General features: G+C 66.1%; 15 protein-coding genes and 2 tRNA genes. 11 read left to right on the top strand and 6 right to left on the bottom strand.

What is annotated here, in order from left to right; translation table 11 throughout:
• Position 1 precedes the first annotated feature (1 nt).
• Positions 2–1,582 carry a carboxyl transferase domain-containing protein gene (locus tag G6N55_RS25680; protein ID WP_085221225.1) on the bottom strand — a complete coding sequence of 527 codons (1,581 nt, stop codon included), beginning with the start codon at positions 1,580–1,582 and terminating at the stop codon, positions 2–4.
• Positions 1,583–1,853: 271 nt separating this feature from the next.
• On the opposite strand from G6N55_RS25680, the gene G6N55_RS25675 reads away from it, so the two are divergent.
• The 4 genes from G6N55_RS25675 (at position 1,854) to G6N55_RS25660 (ending at position 4,285) form a co-directional block, all read left to right on the top strand.
• Positions 1,854–2,222: a hypothetical protein gene (locus tag G6N55_RS25675; protein ID WP_085220783.1), complete on the top strand. Its 369-nt coding sequence runs from the start codon at positions 1,854–1,856 to the stop codon at positions 2,220–2,222.
• A gap of 2 nt (positions 2,223–2,224) precedes the next feature.
• Positions 2,225–2,716, top strand: coding sequence for an ester cyclase (locus tag G6N55_RS25670; RefSeq protein ID WP_085220784.1), 492 nt, complete (start codon positions 2,225–2,227; stop codon positions 2,714–2,716).
• A 57-nt stretch (positions 2,717–2,773) separates the two neighbouring features.
• A complete protein-coding gene (locus G6N55_RS25665; RefSeq protein WP_085220785.1) occupies positions 2,774–3,418 on the top strand; it encodes an SACE_7040 family transcriptional regulator in 645 nt (214 codons plus the stop codon).
• Positions 3,419–3,487: 69 nt separating this feature from the next.
• Positions 3,488–4,285 carry an MmpS family transport accessory protein gene (locus G6N55_RS25660; protein WP_085220786.1) on the top strand — a complete coding sequence of 266 codons (798 nt, stop codon included), beginning with the start codon at positions 3,488–3,490 and terminating at the stop codon, positions 4,283–4,285.
• On the opposite strand, the gene G6N55_RS25655 is transcribed toward G6N55_RS25660, so the two are convergent.
• The gene (locus tag G6N55_RS25655; protein WP_085220787.1) at positions 4,282–5,631 is read right to left on the bottom strand and encodes an MFS transporter; all 1,350 of its coding nucleotides are present in this window, start codon (positions 5,629–5,631) and stop codon (positions 4,282–4,284) included. The genes G6N55_RS25660 and G6N55_RS25655 overlap by 4 nt on opposite strands.
• Positions 5,632–5,730: 99 nt before the next feature.
• Here G6N55_RS25655 and cmrA point away from each other — a divergent pair, with 99 nt between their 5' ends.
• Positions 5,731–6,537, top strand: coding sequence for a mycolate reductase (cmrA, locus tag G6N55_RS25650; protein ID WP_085220788.1), 807 nt, complete (start codon positions 5,731–5,733; stop codon positions 6,535–6,537).
• Positions 6,538–6,606: 69 nt separating this feature from the next.
• Here cmrA and G6N55_RS25645 read toward each other — a convergent pair whose 3' ends face one another.
• Positions 6,607–8,175, bottom strand: a complete 1,569-nt coding sequence (locus G6N55_RS25645; RefSeq protein ID WP_085220789.1) for a helicase HerA-like domain-containing protein — start codon at positions 8,173–8,175, stop codon at positions 6,607–6,609.
• A 96-nt stretch (positions 8,176–8,271) separates the two neighbouring features.
• On the opposite strand from G6N55_RS25645, the gene orn reads away from it, so the two are divergent.
• The 3 genes from orn (at position 8,272) to G6N55_RS25630 (ending at position 11,214) form a co-directional block, all read left to right on the top strand.
• A complete protein-coding gene (orn, locus tag G6N55_RS25640) occupies positions 8,272–8,919 on the top strand; it encodes an oligoribonuclease (protein ID WP_085220790.1) in 648 nt (215 codons plus the stop codon).
• 32 nt (positions 8,920–8,951) lie between these two features.
• Positions 8,952–9,027: transfer RNA gene (locus G6N55_RS25635), tRNA-His, on the top strand.
• A gap of 525 nt (positions 9,028–9,552) precedes the next feature.
• Positions 9,553–11,214 carry a cyclic nucleotide-binding domain-containing protein gene (locus G6N55_RS25630; RefSeq protein ID WP_085220791.1) on the top strand — a complete coding sequence of 554 codons (1,662 nt, stop codon included), beginning with the start codon at positions 9,553–9,555 and terminating at the stop codon, positions 11,212–11,214.
• Positions 11,215–11,218: 4 nt separating this feature from the next.
• On the opposite strand, the gene G6N55_RS25625 is transcribed toward G6N55_RS25630, so the two are convergent.
• A complete protein-coding gene (locus tag G6N55_RS25625; protein WP_085220792.1) occupies positions 11,219–12,415 on the bottom strand; it encodes a L,D-transpeptidase in 1,197 nt (398 codons plus the stop codon).
• 258 nt (positions 12,416–12,673) lie between these two features.
• On the opposite strand from G6N55_RS25625, the gene G6N55_RS25620 reads away from it, so the two are divergent.
• A tRNA-Lys gene (locus G6N55_RS25620) sits at positions 12,674–12,749 on the top strand.
• A gap of 5 nt (positions 12,750–12,754) precedes the next feature.
• Here the strand turns inward: G6N55_RS25620 and G6N55_RS25615 are convergent.
• On the bottom strand, positions 12,755–13,327 hold the full coding sequence (locus G6N55_RS25615; RefSeq protein WP_085221226.1) for a TetR family transcriptional regulator: 573 nt from the start codon (positions 13,325–13,327) through the stop codon (positions 12,755–12,757).
• Between the two features lie 84 nt (positions 13,328–13,411).
• On the opposite strand from G6N55_RS25615, the gene G6N55_RS25610 reads away from it, so the two are divergent.
• A complete protein-coding gene (locus G6N55_RS25610) occupies positions 13,412–14,266 on the top strand; it encodes a lysophospholipid acyltransferase family protein (protein WP_085221227.1) in 855 nt (284 codons plus the stop codon).
• A 10-nt stretch (positions 14,267–14,276) separates the two neighbouring features.
• Here the strand turns inward: G6N55_RS25610 and G6N55_RS25605 are convergent, their stop codons facing one another.
• Positions 14,277–16,484 (bottom strand): molybdopterin-containing oxidoreductase family protein, encoded by a 2,208-nt coding sequence (locus G6N55_RS25605; RefSeq protein WP_085220793.1) that lies wholly within the window; start codon positions 16,482–16,484, stop codon positions 14,277–14,279.
• A 353-nt stretch (positions 16,485–16,837) separates the two neighbouring features.
• Here G6N55_RS25605 and G6N55_RS25600 point away from each other — a divergent pair, with 353 nt between their 5' ends.
• Complete coding sequence (locus G6N55_RS25600; protein WP_163667499.1) at positions 16,838–17,296, top strand: hypothetical protein; 459 nt, start codon at positions 16,838–16,840, stop codon at positions 17,294–17,296.
• Positions 17,297–17,439 lie beyond the last annotated feature (143 nt).

The following is a 17,439-nucleotide window of genomic DNA, read 5'->3' as shown; positions in this document are numbered from 1 at the left end:
CTCACATCCGGAAGACGCCGTAGGAGACCGGTTCCAGCGGCGCCTGGGCGCACACCGAAAGGGCCAGCCCGACATACATTCTCGTATCGGCCGGGTCGATGATGCCATCGTCCCAGAGCCGGGCCGTCGAGTAGTACGGGTTGCCCTGGTCCTCGTACTGGGCCCGGATCGGCGCCTTGAACGTCTCTTCGTCGTCGGGCGACCATGGCTTGCCCGCCGCACTGAGCTGTTCGCCCCGCACCGTGGCCAGCACGGAGGCCGCCTGTTCGCCACCCATCACCGAGATCCGGGCATTGGGCCACATCCACAGAAAGCGCGGCGAGTACGCCCGCCCGCACATCGAATAGTTGCCCGCGCCATAGGATCCGCCGATCACGACGGTCAGCTTGGGTACCCGGGCGCAGGCCACGGCGGTGACCATCTTGGCGCCGTGTTTGGCGATGCCGCCGGCCTCGTAGTCGCGGCCGACCATGAAGCCGGCGATGTTCTGCAGGAACAGCAGCGGAATCTTGCGCTTGTCGCACAGCTCGATGAAATGTGCTCCCTTGAGCGCGGATTCGCTGAACAGCACGCCGTTGTTGGCGATGATCCCGACCGGGTGGCCGTGGATGCGCGCGAATCCGGTTACCAGTGTCTTGCCATATAAGGCCTTGAACTCACTGAATTCGCTGCCGTCGACCAGCCGCAGGATGACCTCGTGCACGTCGTAGGGCACCCGCGGATCGGGCGGGACGACGTCGTAGAGCTCGGTCTGCGCGTGCTTGGGTTCGACCGGCGGCAGCACTTCCCACGGGCTGGGCTCACGCGGACCGAATGTCGCGGCGATCGCACGCACGATGCGCAGTGCATGCTCGTCGTCGTCGGCGAGATGGTCGGTGACCCCGGAGACGCGCGAGTGCAGGTCGCCGCCGCCGAGGTCTTCGGCCGAAACGATCTCTCCGGTAGCGGCTTTGACCAGTGGTGGGCCACCCAGGAAGATCGTGCCCTGCTCGCGGACGATGACGGCCTCGTCGCTCATCGCCGGCACATACGCACCGCCGGCCGTGCACGAGCCGAGCACCGCGGCGACCTGAGGAATCTCCTTGGCGCTCATGGTCGCCTGGTTGTAGAAGATTCGCCCGAAATGCTCGCGGTCGGGAAACACCTCGTCTTGGCGCGGCAGGAAGGCGCCGCCGGAGTCGACGAGGTAAATGCACGGCAGCCGGTTCTGCAATGCGACTTCTTGGGCGCGCAGGTGCTTCTTGACCGTGATCGGGTAGTAGGTGCCGCCCTTGACCGTCGCGTCGTTCGCGACGATCACGCACTCGCGCTGCGACACCCGCCCGATGCCGGTGATGATCCCGGCCCCCGGGGATTCGTCGTCGTACATCCCGTTCGCGGCCAGCGGGGTCAGTTCCAGAAACGGGCTGCCGGGATCGAGCAGCCGGTCCACCCGTTCGCGCGGCAACAGCTTGCCGCGGCTGACGTGACGCTCCCGCGCGCGCTCATTGCCGCCCAATGCCGCGGCCGCCAGCTTGACGTTCAACTCATCGACGAGCCGGCGGTGCTCGTCGGCGAACGACGGTGCGACCTTTGCGGTCACAGTCACGACAGGCCTCCTCGCCGTCACGCGACTTCAGTTAATGATCATTAACTCAGCGAGAATACCATCGGGTGTGCATCCGCGTCCAGGGACGGCTGCCACAGTGCAGCTGAGGCCGGCCTGACCCGAGCCGCGGCGGCGAACGCTCCCTGATAGATCCGGTGTCCCCGGGCGAAGACAACGGGTGTTTGCTTTACCCGGAGTCCCCAAATTGCCTACATTTTTCGTTGATCATCGCTAGCGAGAATGCGCAATCGCCACAGGGGAAGTCATGCCAGGCACGCCGGCCCAAACAAAGGGCGCGTCCGTATTCACCGGTCGACCTTCGTGGCAGGCGCGGATCGGCGCGCCGACGCTGCAACTCTTGCGCTCGATTGTCGGCCTGGTCGGTATTGATCTGGGCGCCAGCATCAACGCATTGATTGCCAGCCGTCACCCGCCGCGGCATACCACCACCCGGGCCCTGGCCGTGCTGGGCCCCGATACCGTTGCACTGCAAGCGAAATCGCGCGCCACACCGGGCGCCAAGTTCACCTTCGACCTGCGCGACGGCGAAATTCACTGCTGGGCCATGGCCTCGTGGCTGCCCGAGGCCCGCGCGGTGCGCTCGCAGATCTACCACCAGTTGCTAGGTTCCTAGCCATGAACCACGATCAGATGGTCGAGCTGTGGGAACGCCACATGGCGAGCGAATTCGCGACCAAGGACGCCGACCTCGCGGTGGCCACGATGGTCGACGACGCGACCGTCATGCATCTGCCGACCATGAGCGGCGGCTCCGGCAGGGAGAACCTGCGGCGCTACTACGCCGACGTATTCATTCCAGGGATTCCCGCCGACACCACCAATGAGCCGATCGCCCGATCGGTCGGTGACGGCTTGCTTGTCGATGAGTTCATCATGCGGATGACCCACGACCGAGTCGTGCCGTTCCTCCTGCCGGGACTGGCTGCGACCGGCAAAACCGTGGAAGTGCCCGCCGTCGTGATCGTCAGATTCCGCGGCGACCTGATGGCAAGCGAACGGCTTTACTGGGATCAGGCCGCATTGCTGCGCCAGCTGGGCCTGATCGATCCGAACCTGCCGGTCGCGGACGTCGCGGCGGTGTCCGGGTATCTGCGCGATCTGAGTTAATCACCAATAACTCGTGCTACGTTAGTGACGATTAACCGAAACTTCCGGAGGGCCGTCATGACAGCGTCCACCCCGGACAGTCCGCCCGGTCAATCCGAACCGCCAAATCGCCGCAGCCAGTTGAAATCCGACCGGCGACTGCAACTGCTGGCCGCGGCCGAACGGCTCTTCGCCGAGCGCGGATTTCTCGCGGTGCGACTCGAAGACATCGGCGCCGCCACCGGGGTGAGCGGCCCGGCCATCTACCGCCACTTCCCCAACAAGGAATCGATGCTGGTCGAGTTGCTGGTCGGGATCAGCGCTCGGCTGCTCGCCGGGGCCCGCGAAGTGACCGCGCGCAGCGCGGACGCGGCCGCAGCGCTGGACGGGCTGATCGATTTTCACCTCGACTTCGCCTTCGGCGAGCCAGACCTGATCCGCATCCAGGACCGCGACCTGGCACACCTGCCCGCGGCCGCCGAGCGGCAGGTACGCAAGGCGCAACGCCAATATGTAGAGGTATGGGTCGGCGTGCTGCGCGAGCTGGATCCGGCGCTGGCCGAAGCCGATGCTCGGCTGGCGGCGCACGCGGTGTTCGGCCTGCTGAACTCGACGCCGCACAGCATGAAGGCGGCGGAAAAGCCGGCCCGCGGGACGCGGTCGCGTGCCGTCATGCGGGCCATGACGATCGCCGCACTGGGAGCCGGGGGCCAAGTCCGCTGAATCGGGCGTCATCGGGAGATTCCACGCCCAGCCGCTCGGCTTAGGTACCCTGCAAACTGTGAGGTGGACATGAACGATCCACGTCGACCCGAGTGGTTTAGTCCCCCTCAAGCGGGGGCGGAACCGACCGGGCCGATTGGCCCGCGGAACGCGCCGCCCGCTGATCCGGCCTATGCCGACCAAGCTCCCTTTGCGCCTACCTACGGCGGCTATGCGCCGCAGTGGGCGCCGAGCCTGAACGAAACCAATACGACGAGGCGGCTGCCGGCGTACTGGCAGCAAGACCAGGACCAGCCCCCACCGGGCGGCTTGCCGCCCGGTGACGTGGGTCCCCCGCCGCCGGAGGGCCCGAGATTGCCGCGTTGGCTGTTGATCGGCGCCGGCGCGGCGGTGTTGTTGGTCGTCGCGCTGCTGATCGCGCTGGTTCTCACCAATGGCGCGCTGAAGACCCAGACCGCGGTGCCGCCGCTACCCGCGATGCCCGGCTCGAGCGAGAGCCCGACGCCGACCCCGTCGACCCGGGCGTCGCGGCCGTCACAGACGGCGCTGCCGATACCGCCGCCGAGCAGCTCGGCCGGATCCGCGCCCACCCCGGGCGCGATGCAAAACGTCGTCTACAACGTCAGCGGCGAGGGACGCGCGATCAGCATCACCTACTGGGATACCGGCGACGTCCTCCAGACCGAGTTCAATGTCTCGCTGCCGTGGACCAAGCAGGTCAGCCTGTCGCAGTCGCCTGCTCATCCGGCCAGCGTCACGATCATCAACATCGGCCACAACGTCACCTGCTCGGTCAGCGTGGACGGCGTGCAGGTGCGCCAACGCCTCGGTGCCGGCATCACGGTCTGCGACGCCGCCGGACGCTAGGCCTGTTCGACCCGTTCGACCGCGGCGGTGTGCCGGGGCGGGACACGGACGGCGATCATCGCGATCAGTCCGGCGATCAGCACCAGCGATATCCCGCCCAGCCCGGCGCGCACCGCGCCGAACACATCGACAAACACCGAGAAAAGCCAGGGCGCCACGAACGCGACGGCTCGGCCCGTCATCGTGTAGAGGCCGAACGCCACGCCTTCCCGGCCGTTGGTGGCCATTTGCAACAGCAGGGCACGCGCCGAGGACTGCGATGGCCCGATGAACAGGCAGAGCAGCAGGCCGCACGCCCAGAAGGCCACCGGACCGGAGAGCACCATCATGGTGAGCGCCATGGCGATGATTGCCACCAGCGACCCGACGATGACCGGTTTGGATCCGATCCGGTGATCGATGAAGCCGCCCGCCACCGCGCCGACGGCGGCGACGATGCTGGCCGCCACACCGAATATCAGCACGTTGGCCTGCGAGATGCCGTACACGTTGACACCCAGCACGGCGCCGAAGGCGAATATCGCCGCAAGCCCGTCGCGGAAGAGCGCGCTGGCGCCCAGGAAGTAGACCAGGTTGCGGTCGCGCCGCCACTCCGCGGAGATCTCGGTCCACAGCTTGCGATAGCCGCCCAGCATGGTCGTCGGCTGGTACACCTCGCCGGTGTCGGGCAGCCGGTGCGCGACGAGAAGCAACGGCAACGCCAGCACCGCCAGCCACGCCGCGGCGCCCAGCATGGCCTCCCGGACGTAGAGCCCGTCGGCCAGGGGCACCCGCAGCAGCCCCCGCACCGCGTCGGGCCCGGAGCCGGAGCCCGCGATGAAGCCGGTGTAGATCAGCAACAACAGCAGGACGCTGCCCAGGTAACCCGACGCCCAGCCCAGCCCCGAGATCCGGCCGGCCGTCTGCGGAGTCGACAGCTGACGCAGCATCGCGTTGTACGGGACGCTGGCCAGGTCACCGCAGGCCGCTGTTGCGCCCAGCAGCACCAACCCGGCCCACAAGTAGGCGGGGCGATCGTGGATCAGGAACATCGCGCAGGTCAGCGTCACCGCCAGGCCGGTCAACACGCTCAGGGCCACGCGTCGGCGATGCGGCGACTCCACCCACACGCCGACCAGCGGCGCCAGCAGCGCAACCGTCAATCCGGCGAGCGCCCCCGCGCGGCCCAGCCAACTCTCCGGCGTGGTCCTGCCGGGCAGGCCCTCTCCCACGCTGCTGGTCAGGTAGACGGAGAACACGAACGTCGCCACGATCGCGTTCAGACCCGTTGACCCGCAGTCCCACAGCGCCCACGCCAGCACCCGAGATCGCGCGACCTCGCCCGCCCCCGGTTCTGGCTGACCCATGCCCGGCACTCTATTTGGTGAGCCGACAAGCCGCCGCCCGCGGCGCCGGCCCGTTGCAGCCATTGTCGTCGAGATTCGGCCGCTGTCTACGATTGGCGCATGCCGGTACCCGCTCCCAGCCCCGATGCACGCGCCGTTGTCACCGGAGCTTCGCAAAACATCGGCGAGGCGCTGGCCACGGAATTGGCCGCGCGCGGACACCACCTGATCGTCACCGCGCGACGCGAAGACAAACTCAACGACCTCGCCGCACGGCTAGCCGAGAAGTACGGCGTCACCGTGGAAGTGCGCGCCGCCGACCTCGCCGACCCGGCAGAACGGGCCAAACTGTGCGACGAATTGGCCACCCGCAACATCTCGATCCTGTGCGCCAACGCCGGTACCGGAACGTTCGGCCCGATCTCCGGCCTCGACCCGGCCGGCGAAAAGGCTCAGGTGCAACTGAATACCGTGGCGGTGCACGACCTTACGTTGGCGGTACTGCCGGGGATGGTCGAGCGCGCGGCGGGCGGCATCTTGATTTCCGGTTCAGCGGCGGGTAATTCGCCGATCCCTTACAACGCGACCTACGCCGCATCCAAAGCGTTCGTCAACACCTTCAGCGAGTCGTTGCGCGGCGAACTGCGCCGCTCGGGTGTGCATGTCACGCTGCTGGCGCCGGGCCCGGTGCGCACCGACCTGCCGGATGACGCCGAGAGGTCACTGGTCGAACGGCTGGTGCCCGACTTCCTGTGGATCTCGACCGAACACACCGCGCGGATCTCGCTGGATGCGTTGGAGCGCAACAAGATGCGCGTCGTCCCGGGCCTGACCTCCAAGGCCATGTCGGTCGGCAGCGGGTATGCCCCCCGCGCGATCGTGGCGCCGATCGTCGGCAGCTTCTACAAGAAACTCGGCGGCGGCTGAGCATTCTCCCGCGAGCGTAACCTGGCGGCGAAAATCGGCCCGATATTTCGCCGTGGCGTTACGCTCGCGTCACCGACGGCGGCGACCGGTGCCGAAGATGCTTTTCACCGCCTCGCGAATCGCGGTGTTGATACCGCTTTTCACGGTCGGGTTCTGCAGCACTTCCTCCCACATGGCCGGGCCCTTCGGCTCGGCCGGCGCGGGCATCGGCGGGATGTCGTACGGGTCAGGAAAAGAAGGCAGCGGGTCGTATTGACCCCGCGGCGCCGGAGCCTCTGGAGCCGATGGTGCCGAGGGTATTTCGGGTTCTGACGGCTGCTGCTTCGTCTGGCCGTACTTGGCTTGCAGCGGGCTGTCTTTCGCCGCCTTGACGATCTCGTCGGTGTCGATGGCGCCCATCAACGAGCGGGGCACCCGCATGCGCGTCCACGCAACCGGTGTCGGTGCGCCCTTTTCGGACAGCACGGTGACGACGGCCTCACCGATGCCCAGCGAGGTCAATGCCGACTCCAGGTCGTAGGCATCGGTTTTCGGATAGGTGCGGACGGTCTTCGACAGCGCCTTCTGGTCGTCGGGGGTGAACGCGCGCAGGGCGTGCTGGATGCGCGCGCCCAGCTGGGACAGCACATCGTTGGGCAGATCGGTGGGCAACTGGGTGCAGAAGAACACCCCCACGCCCTTGGAGCGGATCAGCTTGACGGTCTGCTCGACCTGCTCGAGGAACGCCTTGGACGCGTCGGTGAACAACAGATGCGCCTCGTCGAAGAAGAACACCAGCTTGGGTTTGCCGATGTCGCCGACCTCGGGGAGCTCGTTGAACAGGTCGGCGAGCAACCACATCAGGAACGTCGAGAAGATGACCGGACGCAGTGACTGGCCGCTGAACTCGAGCAGCGAGATGGTGCCGCGGCCCTGGTTGTCGACGCGCAGCAGGTCTTGCGGGTCGAGCTTCGGTTCACCGAAGAAGGTGTCGCCGCCCTCGCCTTCGAGGTTGACCAGCGCACGCAAGATGACGCCGGCCGTCGTCGACGACACCCCGCCCAGCGATTTCAGGTCGGCTTTGCCTTCCTCGCCGGCCAGGTGGCTGATGATGGTGCGAAGTTGATCCAGGGTGACCAGCGAGCGGTTGTTCTCCTTCGCCCAATGGAAGATCAGGCCCAGGGTCGACTCTTGAGTGGCGTTGAGCCCCAACACTTTTGATAGCAACACGGGACCGAAACTGGCGACGGTCGCGCGTATCGGCACGCCGAGCCCGCCGGTGCCCAACGACAGGAACTCCACCGGGAAGCCGGTCGCCGCCCACGCGTCCCCGGTGTCCTTTGCCCGCGCCGCCGTTTTGTCGTTGGCCTCCCCCGGACGGGACAGACCGGACAGGTCGCCCTTCACGTCGGCCATCAGCACCGGAACCCCGGCGGCGCTGAGCTGTTCGGCGATCAGCTGCAGCGTCTTGGTCTTGCCCGTTCCGGTCGCCCCGGCCACCAGACCATGCCGGTTGACGGTGGCGAGCGGGATGTGGATCTGCGCGCTCGGGTCGGCGTTGCCGTCGATGACGACGGTGCCCAGTTCCAGTGCCTGGCCTTCGACGGCGTAGCCGCCCGCGATCCGCTGCGCGGGTCCGGCCGCTGAATCGGTGGTCATCGCGCCCCGCCCCTCTCCCGACGAAAGTTGCAACGCTCAACACTACTTGCCAGGGGGAGACAGGGGCAGGGCTCACGTGGGCATACGCTGAGCGCTGTGCGTGACGAATTGGTATGGATCGACTGCGAGATGACCGGCCTGGATCTGGGAGCGGACAAGTTGATCGAGATCGCAGCCCTGGTCACCGACGCCGATCTGAACATTCTCGGCGACGGCGTCGACGTGGTGATTCACGCCGACGACGCCGCCCTGTCGTCGATGATCGACGTGGTCACCGAAATGCACACCCGCTCGGGGCTGATCGACGAAGTGCGGGCATCGACCGTCGACCTGGCCACCGCCGAGGCGATGGTGCTCGAATACATCGGCAAGCACGTCAAGCAGCCCAAGACGGCGCCGCTCGCGGGCAATTCGATCGCCACTGATCGGTCGTTCATCGCCCGCGACATGCCCGCCCTGGACTCGTTTCTGCATTACCGGATTATCGACGTCAGCTCGATCAAGGAACTCTGCCGCCGGTGGTACCCCCGCGTGTACTTCGGCCAGCCGGCCAAGGGGCTGGCCCACCGGGCACTGGCCGACATCCGCGAGTCCATCCGCGAGCTGCAGTTCTACCGCCGGACCGCGTTCGTGCCCCTGCCGGGGCCATCTACCAGCGAAATCGCGGCAGCGGCCGCCGATCTAGCGGGCACCGACGGCGCAGCACAGCCAATTGATTCGGCCGTCGAGCCACCGAACCGCTAGTATCGACAGTCGCCGCCTCTTAGGCGGCCGTGGTGGGTGTAGTTCAGCTGGTAGAGCGTCAGGTTGTGATCCTGAATGTCGCGGGTTCGAGTCCCGTCACTCACCCCACAAGGTCAGAGGGCTTATCCGCCCTCTGACCTTTTTGCTTGTCCGCGACCATAGCCGGCTCGGCGGGGCCGGAATCGACGTGCGGCCGGTGTCGAACCCGGTCACCTATTGCGTTGTGGCGCAGCGGCCTTGCCACCCGGGCAGCGGCCCGGTTCACCCCGGCACCCGGGGACGATGAAACGCCGCCACCGATGTTTGCCAGCGCCATGTCTATTCAAGATCGCATGGCGTACTATCACCCCATTGCATAGGTACGGAGTGGTCATGTCTGGTCTGAAGTACAAGGTCGTCCTCGCCCTGGTCCTCGCGTTCACTGCCCCCGCGGCATCGGGGTGCACGTTCACCGTCGTGTGCGACCCGCTCTTCACCTGCGCATAGCGGTCTGCGGCGGCCGACTATCCTGCGCGGCGCGTAAAGCGACTGCGCCGCAGTCGAACTCATGTATCTGTTGTAATCTGTTGCGCCGCAACTAGTTCGTCGACGCAAAGCCAAGCGCTCCCGCCGGCGTGACGATATGCTGACCGGATGGCCGAGGCGCCGGCACGAGCAAGTCGGTGGTCCGCATTCCGCAATGCCTTCTCCAACGCGAATATCGTCAGAGCGGAATCGTCGATCGCCGCCGGGGTGGTCGCCCATGTGGCCTGGGTGTCGACGATGTTGGTCGTCACCTTCGACCTACGCGGCCCGATCGGCCCCGGCTGGTTCCTGATCGTTCGGCAGATCGCGGGGGCGATCAGCGCCCCGGTCTATGCCGCCCTGGCGGGCAGGTTCCGGCGCGAGCGCGTACTGGCCGGCTCGATCATCGCCCGCGGAGCCGCAGTGGCGCTTGTGATTCCGCTGTTGGGACACCACACCGTGACCGCGCTGCTGTTTGCGGTGATCGCGTTGGAAGGGTTCACCCAGTCCGCCCCGAAGGCACTGAACGACGCCCTGATGCCGTGGCTGGCCGACTCTGCCGCCCAGCTGGTCGCCGCGAACGCCGTTTCCGCCCTGCTCGAGACCTCCGGGGTGTTGGTGGGTGCGGGTGTGGCCGCGGTGGCCCTGGGGTCCTCCGGACCCACCGCCGCGTTGGTGACCATCGTGGCGTTTTGCGCGCTGGGAGCGTGGCCGCTTCTCACCATTCGCGGGATAGACACCCGGGTGCGCAACGAAGGCTCCCGAGTCGTCAACGAACTCGCCGGTGGAATCGGTGTCCTCCGGAGGTCGACGAACGCCCGGGTAGTGGTCGCCGTCATGGCCATCACCGCGTCGCTGACCGGTACCGCGCAAAGCATCGTCACCAGCATCACGACCGACCTGCTGCACATGGGCGCGTCGGGGACGCCGGTGCTGATCGGGGCGGTCGGCATCGGCGGACTGGTGGGCGGCATCGCCAGTCTCTCGCTCGGTCGCCACTCGATGTCGCTCCCGATGGTCGCCGGATTTCTCGGTTGCGCACTGGTCTTGTTCGCCCTCGCGGTGACCTCGGCGCAGGCTCTGGCCATCCCGCTGCTGAGCGTGTTCGGCATCGGGATCGCGTATCAAATCGTGTGCGGGCGCACCCTGCTGCAGCGCAGCGCGTCGGGGCGGTCGCTGGACCTGCTCGCCGGAATCAACGCGGTGATCGCCGTCTCGGTCGTCGGCGTGGCCGGGTTCTGCGCCGCTCAGGTCAACGCCGCGATCGGGGTGCGCGGGACGCTGCGGGTGGCAGCCGGTTTGGCGCTGCTGGGTGCGATCTACGGCCTGTGGCGCGTCCTGCGGGTGGAACGCCGCTCTCCGGTGCAGCGCGAGGAACTGGACGCCATCAGGAGCGTGCAAGCGTTCCGGCCGTTGTCGGTCGCGGCCACCGACCAGCTTGCCTCGGCCTTGATCGCCGTCGCGGCCGCCGAGGGCGATGTCGTTGTCCGGCAAGACGACTCCGCCGACGACATGTTCCTGATCGGCTCCGGCGTCTTCGAAACCGTCGTCGACGGCCGGCCGGTGCGAACGCTGCAGGACGGTGACCACTTCGGGGAGATCGCCCTGCTGTTCGATGTGCCCCGCACCGCCACGGTGCGGTGCCTGCAGCCGGGCACGCTCTGGCGGCTACGCCGGGAAGATTTCCTGCGCGCCATCACCGGAAATTCGACCACCCAGGACGCGATCAAGGCGATCGTCGAGCAGCGGCTGGAGCACGCCGGCAGCATCGGGCCCAAGCCCGAGGGTTAGGGCGTCAGGTGTTGGCGTTGCCGGCTTTCCACTGCGGCCAGGGGATGTTCCAGTCGCCCAGGCCCTCGGTGCCGGGCAGCGTCGACCCGACCGTGTTGACGACCTCGACGATGTCCCCGCTCTTGCTGTGGTCGTAGAACCACTCGGCGTTGCTCGGGCTCACGTTCAGGCAGCCGTGGCTGGTGTTGGTATGGCCCTGCGCACCAACCGACCACGGCGCGGAGTGCACGAAGACGCCGCTGTAGGACATCTGGGTGGCCCAGTCGACTTCGGTGCGATATCCGTTGGGTGAGTTGACCGGAACGCCGTAGGTCGACGAGTCCATGATGATGTGCCTGTACCGGCCGCCGATGATGTAGAAGCCGTTGGCCGTCGGGGTGCTGTCCTTGCCCATCGAGGTGGGCATCGTCTTCACGACTTCACCGTTGACCCGGACGGTCACGATCTTGGTGTTGTCGTCGGCGGTCGAGATGACCTCGTCACCGATGGTGAAGTGGGTCTTGACGTTGTCCTCGCCGAACATCCCGTCGCCCAAATCGACGCCGTAGGTGTTGACCGCCACGTCGACCGCGGTTCCCGACTTCCAGAAATGCTCTGGGCGCCAACGCACTTCGCGGTTGTTCAGCCAGTAGAACGCGCCCTCGACGGGCGGGTTGGTGGTGATTTTGATCGCCTTCTGCGCGGCGGCGCGGTCGGCGATGTTCTCGTCGAACCGGATCGCCACCGGTTCGCCGACGCCCACGACCTCGCCGTCGCCCGGAGCGACGTACGGCATCGTCAGGTGTGCGGGCGAACTGGTCGAGAAGCTCATCTGGCGGCTCGCCGCGCCGCCCAGCCCGGTCGCCTTGACGTTCAGCGTGTAGTGCCGGTTGTAGCCGAGCTGCTCGGTGGTCGACCAGCGCAGTCCGTCGGGGCTGAGTTGGCCGGCGATCGCACGGCCGTTGTCGTTGACCATCGTGACCGACGCCAGCACGCCATCGGCGACGTTCACCGTGACCGGCGCATCGACGGTGACACCGACGGCGCCGTCCGACACCGAGGAGGTGAGCTTGGGGACCAGCAGATCGGCAAACGGTGTGCCCTTGTCGAAGATGATCTTCGGCGGCGTGGCGGCCTGGTTGCTGCTGCAAGCGACACCGATTACGGCAAACATGACCAACCCAGCAGCCAGCCACGATCGACGTCTACGCAAAGGCGCCATCAAGTGACCTTCCACAATGTTCAGGCTTATGTACGGTCACCGCTGACCGGAGAATACTTGCAAATATTCTAATGGGTTACGCCCGGTGCTCATGGCAACTCAACTGGTTTATCCGGCCCGTGACCTTAAGCCGGCGTCGATCACGTCCGCAAAACGTGGCAGCGTCGCCCGTCGCGCCGGCTCTACACTGGAAGATCCAGCGATTTCGCGCTGCGACAGGATGCCTGTTAAAGTCGCAACGCAATCTCGGCTGACCAAGCGCCGTTAGCTCAGTTGGTAGAGCAGCTGACTCTTAATCAGCGGGTCCGGGGTTCGAAACCCTGACGGCGCACCACAATTTCAGGTTGTGGGAGCAACAATCCGCCGGGCCGCCTCCACAGCGGCCGCGCGGCGCGCGGTAATCACCGCAACATCGGCCGTCTCAGCGTCGGGATGCGGCGATTGCGCCCAGGCCAAGGCGATGCCGAACAAGAGCACCAGCAAGTCCATGGGCTGCCAGAAGGCGTCCACGTAGCCCGCCGCCTGGGCCGCCTCGATGGTGGCGATGTCGCGGGCCGCGACGGATTCACGACCCTCGACGGGCGGCGGGTCGAACACCAGACCCTCCAGGTTGGCCCAGGTCATCATCCGCAAGTGCTCGGGCCGTCGACAGGCCAGGTCGTAGATGTCGCCCACGAATTCCGGCACCGCGTCCGCACGCAGCGTGACGGCGGCGAAGAACTCCGCCATGTCGGCGGCGACCACCCCGCGGAACAGCGTCTCCTTGTCCTTGAAGTGCGCGTAAAGGCGCTCCTTGCTGGCGTCCGCGGCGCGCGCAATGCGATCGATCCGGGCGCCGGCCAGCCCGTACTGCGCGAACTCCGACCGCGCGGCCGTCAGGATCGTCTCGCGCAGTTCGGTCGTGGTCCGCATGAGCAGGATCATATCCCATACGAACTAGTTCGTTCGGTATAGTGGTGTCATCTTTCCCGAGCCCGAGCCGAGGTTGCCGTGAACATGCCGATCGATATCGATGCCGTGATGAACCATCCACACCGCGCGCAGTTCTTGCGTGTCGTGCTCGAGAAGGTTCATGACGGCGTCACGCCCCTGATCGACCTGTGGCGGCCCTACGTCGCCGGCCTCGAGACGCTGCCGGGAGACGGCCGATTCCTGTTGGTAGGCAACCACACTCAGTTCATTGGCGGTGAAGTGCTGCTGATTCCACACTTCGTGCGGCGCGCGCTGGGGGTTCGGGTGCGGCCGCTGGCGGACCGAAGGTTCTCCCAACGGCCCGGGTTCGGGCACGATCTGATCACCGCCTACGGCGGCGTTGTCGGTGCGCCGGAGACCGCACGAGAACTGATGCGGCACAACGAGACCATCCTGGTTTTCCCGGGCGGGGGCCGAGAAATCGCCAAGTTCAAAGGCGAGGAGTACCACCTCAATTGGCGCGGCCGTTCCGGGTTCGCCCGCATCGCCGTGGAAAACGACTACCCGATCGTTCCCGTCGGCTTGGTCGGCGGCGACGACGTCTACAAGAGCCTGGTTACCCGCGACAGCAGAATGGGCCGGCTCAGCCAGGCCCTCAGCACGAGACTGTCCGGCAATGCGGATATGGCGATGCCGTTGATGCGCGGCGTCGGACCCACGTTCATCCCCCGCCCACAGCGGATGTATCTGAGTTTCGGTCAGCCGATCGACACCGCGAAGCCAGAAAACGCATCGACCGAGAATTGGGTGGAATCGGTGCGCACCGCGACCCAGCAATCGCTGGAGACGATCCTGAGCGATCTGCTGGCCGTCCGCGCCAACGACCCTTACCGCGAGCTCAACCCACTGGCCTGGCCCCACGCGGTGGCGGTCGGCTGAGCCAGCCCACTCATTCGGCGGGGGCGAGACCCACGTAGGAAGAACTCATCGCGGGCGACTGCGAAAGCGGGTCGTGTTTCGACCCGTCGATCAGCAAGTTGCGGTTGACCCCGAACGACTCCGGCGCGCCGCCGCCGCGGGGATCGAAAGTCCTTGAGCCCCAGCCGTGGTCGACGATCACGACACCACGACGCGGCTGATCGCTGATCAGTGCGGGCAGTTCGATCTCACCGACGGGTGAGAACACCTTGACCCGGTCTCCGGTCGCGATGCCCAGCGGTGCGGCATCGTCGGGATGAATCACCACTTCGTTGCGTTTGCCGGACGGGTGCAGTCCCGGCAGGTCGTTCATCCACGAGTTCATGGAATGCCGGTGTCGCCGGTTCGCCAACTGGAACGGGTAGCCCGGCGGGGCGCACGGATGCGGATCGGCCAGCAGTTCCCGGCACCTGGCCAGGAATTCCGGCGGCGCGGCGTGCACCATCTTGTCGTCGGTCTTGAGCGCGGCCTTGAAGTGGCCGTATTCGGGCTTGCCGAAGACGAAACCGTGCGGATGGGCCACGATGTCGCGCCACTTCACCTTGCGGCCGGTGGCCACCAGCAGGCGGTCGATCCACTGCGGGTTGAATTCCAGCGCAGGCCGTCTTGTGATCCTGGCGAGCGTGCGCGATGCCTTGACGAAGCCGTTGACACCCTTGATGCCGAACAACGGCTTGCGCATTGCCAGCGCGAGGTCGGTGAAGATCCGCCACTCCGGCCGCGCACCCGGGGGCGGCTCGATGGCCTTGAGGCCATAGATGGCGAACGGCTCGTCGTGCAGACCACTGGTGAGGGCGTGCAGGTCGTCGCGTTCCAGCCAGTGCACGACGGGCAGCAGCCAGTGCGCGTGCCGGTGGCTTTCGCGCTGGACCAGGTCGACGGCCACCAGCAGGTCAAGGTCCGCCAGGGCCTGATCCAGTTTGGCGCCGTCGGGTCCGGCCACCACCGGATTGCCACCATTGATGATCATCCCGCGGATCTGTCCGTGGCCGGGCGTGGTGATCTCGTCCGGCAATTCGTCGAGGCCGTGATGGCCGGCGACCATGTCACGACGCTGCAACCTGGATTTGTGCGCGACCGGCTTGGCCATCATGTCGAAGAGCTTGAGCGAGTCCACGTAGCCCTGCTCGTAGCGGCGACCGCCCGGCCGATCCATCCGCCCGGTAATGACGTTGAGAACGTGACCGAGCCACTCGCCGATGGTGCCGGCCAGATGCAGCGACACCCCGGTCCGGGTCACCACCATCGCGCCGCGCGCCGCCGCGAAATCGCGTGCCACCGCTTCGATCTGGGTTCGCGGGATGTCGCACCGGGCGGCGAGGTCGTCGAGGTCGGCCTCGGCGACCAGGTTGCGCAGTTCGGGTACGCCCGTTGCCAATTCGAGGCAGTCCTGCCGATGTTCGCGTCCCTCGTCGAGGATGACCTTGACCATGCCGAGCAGTAGCGCCCAGTCCTGCCCCGGCCGGACGGCCAGGTGCATGTCCGCCTTGGCCGCCGTCTCGGATCGAACCGGATCGACCACGACGACCGTCGCGCCCTGCCGCTGCCGGTCCAGGGTGCGCTTCCACCCCGCCGGGACCGTCTCCAGCCAATTCCAGGCGCTGACCGCCGGGTTGGTCCCCACCAGCAGGAAGTAGTCGCAGTAGTCGATATCGGACACCGGCGCCATCAGCTGGGAGCCATACATCGCCGTGGCGACGACGTGCATCGCGTTCTGGTCGACGGAACCGACGAAGTAGCGGCTGTAGCTGCCGAGCGCATCCATGAACGCGGTCATGAACATGACGTTGGGCGCCGAGAAGGCCGCCGCATTGCCCCAGTAGCAGCCGACGGCATCGGGGCCGCCGGCTTCGATAAGCGCATTCATCCGGGTGGCGATATCGGTGATCGCCTCTTCCCAGCTGGCCTCCACATAGCTATCGCCGACGCGGCGCATCGGGGCCAGGATGCGCCGCGGGTGTTCGACCATCTGATTGGCGGTCCGGCCTTTGGCGCAGAAGTCGTGCCAGCTATGCGGATTCTGTTTGTCGGCCGAGATCTTCAGCACCCGATTGTCTTTGACCGTCACCTCCACGCCACACGACGCCAGGCAGTACCTGCAGAACGTATGCACCGTTTTGGCATCCGCCAATTCGCTTTCGGTCCGCACTGCCGGGACGGTGCTCTCCAACGCGGTCATCGACTCACCTCACAGGTCGGCCGGGGTCTGAAATGCCTGGTCGGGCATCGGGGGCTGCGCAAGTGAGTCTAAACCTAATCGCCTTAGATTAGGTTGCGCTCCCGCGAATTCGACAACCGTCATCAGACATCCGCCGAAAGAGCAGCGCGTTGTCGTTGGCCGCAGGAAAGACACCCCACCGTGCCCGATCCAGCCCAGTTCCACAGGGTAGACACGCAACAACAAATGCATGATCGTCGTGTCGAGCACAAGGATCAGTTCCGCCAAGCGCTCTCGCTCTAGACAAACCACATTGGCCTATGTGTATGGTCGCCAGTCAGGGCAGCCATTCCGACCGGCCGGAAGGTGGCGCAATGGAGACTTGTACTGCCGAATACGCGCGTCTCACCGCCAAGATGGGCGGACTCGACTGTGCCGGTAACCCTTTCATCACGCTGAGAAACCCGTTCTCGCTGCAGCACTGGACGCTGCCGCTGATCGAGGTGACCCTCGCCGTCGGCGCCATCGCCTGCCTAGTGCATGCCCTGGGGTGGCGACGCGCTCAGGGTGACTCGTCCAATCTCGTGATCTGGTTCGCCGGCATCTTCTGCCTGCTGCTGATCGAACCCGTCGCCTATTTTCGGCAGTGGTTCGGCGTGGAGAAATCGATGGGCCTGGCGTTCGTACACAACCAATTCAGCGTCCAGTTTCTGTACGACCGACTGCCGCTCTACATCGTGGCCATGTACCCGTTCTTCGGGTACGCGTCGTGGGTTCTGGTGCAGCGCACCGGAATATTTCGCCGCTACAACGCCCTCGTCGGCGCGCATTGATGATGTATTGCTCGAACGGCACAGCGAAAAAGGTGAACAGGTTGCCGAATACCCCCACCAGCGGGTTTGCCGGCTGCCACTGGAACGGCAGGGCGGCATCAAAGGTCCACGGCATCTTGCGAATAGCCAGATCGGTCATTTCC

The organism is Mycobacterium florentinum (genome assembly GCF_010730355.1).
GTDB lineage: Bacteria > Actinomycetota > Actinomycetes > Mycobacteriales > Mycobacteriaceae > Mycobacterium > Mycobacterium florentinum.
Note: the sequence above shows the minus strand (reverse complement) of the source record. Positions and strands in the feature narration are given on the sequence as shown.

Bases quoted from the DNA above. Each gene is read 5' to 3' on its own strand.
- G6N55_RS25660 (WP_085220786.1), top strand. From the start codon at position 3,488: ATGAACGATCCACGTCGACCCGAGTGGTTTAGTCCCCCTCAAGCGGGG.
- G6N55_RS25655 (WP_085220787.1), bottom strand. From the start codon at position 5,631: ATGGGTCAGCCAGAACCGGGGGCGGGCGAGGTCGCGCGATCTCGGGTG.
- cmrA (WP_085220788.1), top strand. From the start codon at position 5,731: ATGCCGGTACCCGCTCCCAGCCCCGATGCACGCGCCGTTGTCACCGGA.
- G6N55_RS25625 (WP_085220792.1), bottom strand. From the start codon at position 12,415: ATGGCGCCTTTGCGTAGACGTCGATCGTGGCTGGCTGCTGGGTTGGTC.
- G6N55_RS25610 (WP_085221227.1), top strand. From the start codon at position 13,412: ATGCCGATCGATATCGATGCCGTGATGAACCATCCACACCGCGCGCAG.
- G6N55_RS25675 (WP_085220783.1), top strand. From the start codon at position 1,854: ATGCCAGGCACGCCGGCCCAAACAAAGGGCGCGTCCGTATTCACCGGT.
- G6N55_RS25605 (WP_085220793.1), bottom strand. From the start codon at position 16,484: ATGACCGCGTTGGAGAGCACCGTCCCGGCAGTGCGGACCGAAAGCGAA.
- G6N55_RS25600 (WP_163667499.1), top strand. From the start codon at position 16,838: ATGGAGACTTGTACTGCCGAATACGCGCGTCTCACCGCCAAGATGGGC.
- G6N55_RS25615 (WP_085221226.1), bottom strand. From the start codon at position 13,327: ATGCGGACCACGACCGAACTGCGCGAGACGATCCTGACGGCCGCGCGG.
- G6N55_RS25645 (WP_085220789.1), bottom strand. From the start codon at position 8,175: ATGACCACCGATTCAGCGGCCGGACCCGCGCAGCGGATCGCGGGCGGC.
- G6N55_RS25630 (WP_085220791.1), top strand. From the start codon at position 9,553: ATGGCCGAGGCGCCGGCACGAGCAAGTCGGTGGTCCGCATTCCGCAAT.
- G6N55_RS25670 (WP_085220784.1), top strand. From the start codon at position 2,225: ATGAACCACGATCAGATGGTCGAGCTGTGGGAACGCCACATGGCGAGC.
- G6N55_RS25665 (WP_085220785.1), top strand. From the start codon at position 2,774: ATGACAGCGTCCACCCCGGACAGTCCGCCCGGTCAATCCGAACCGCCA.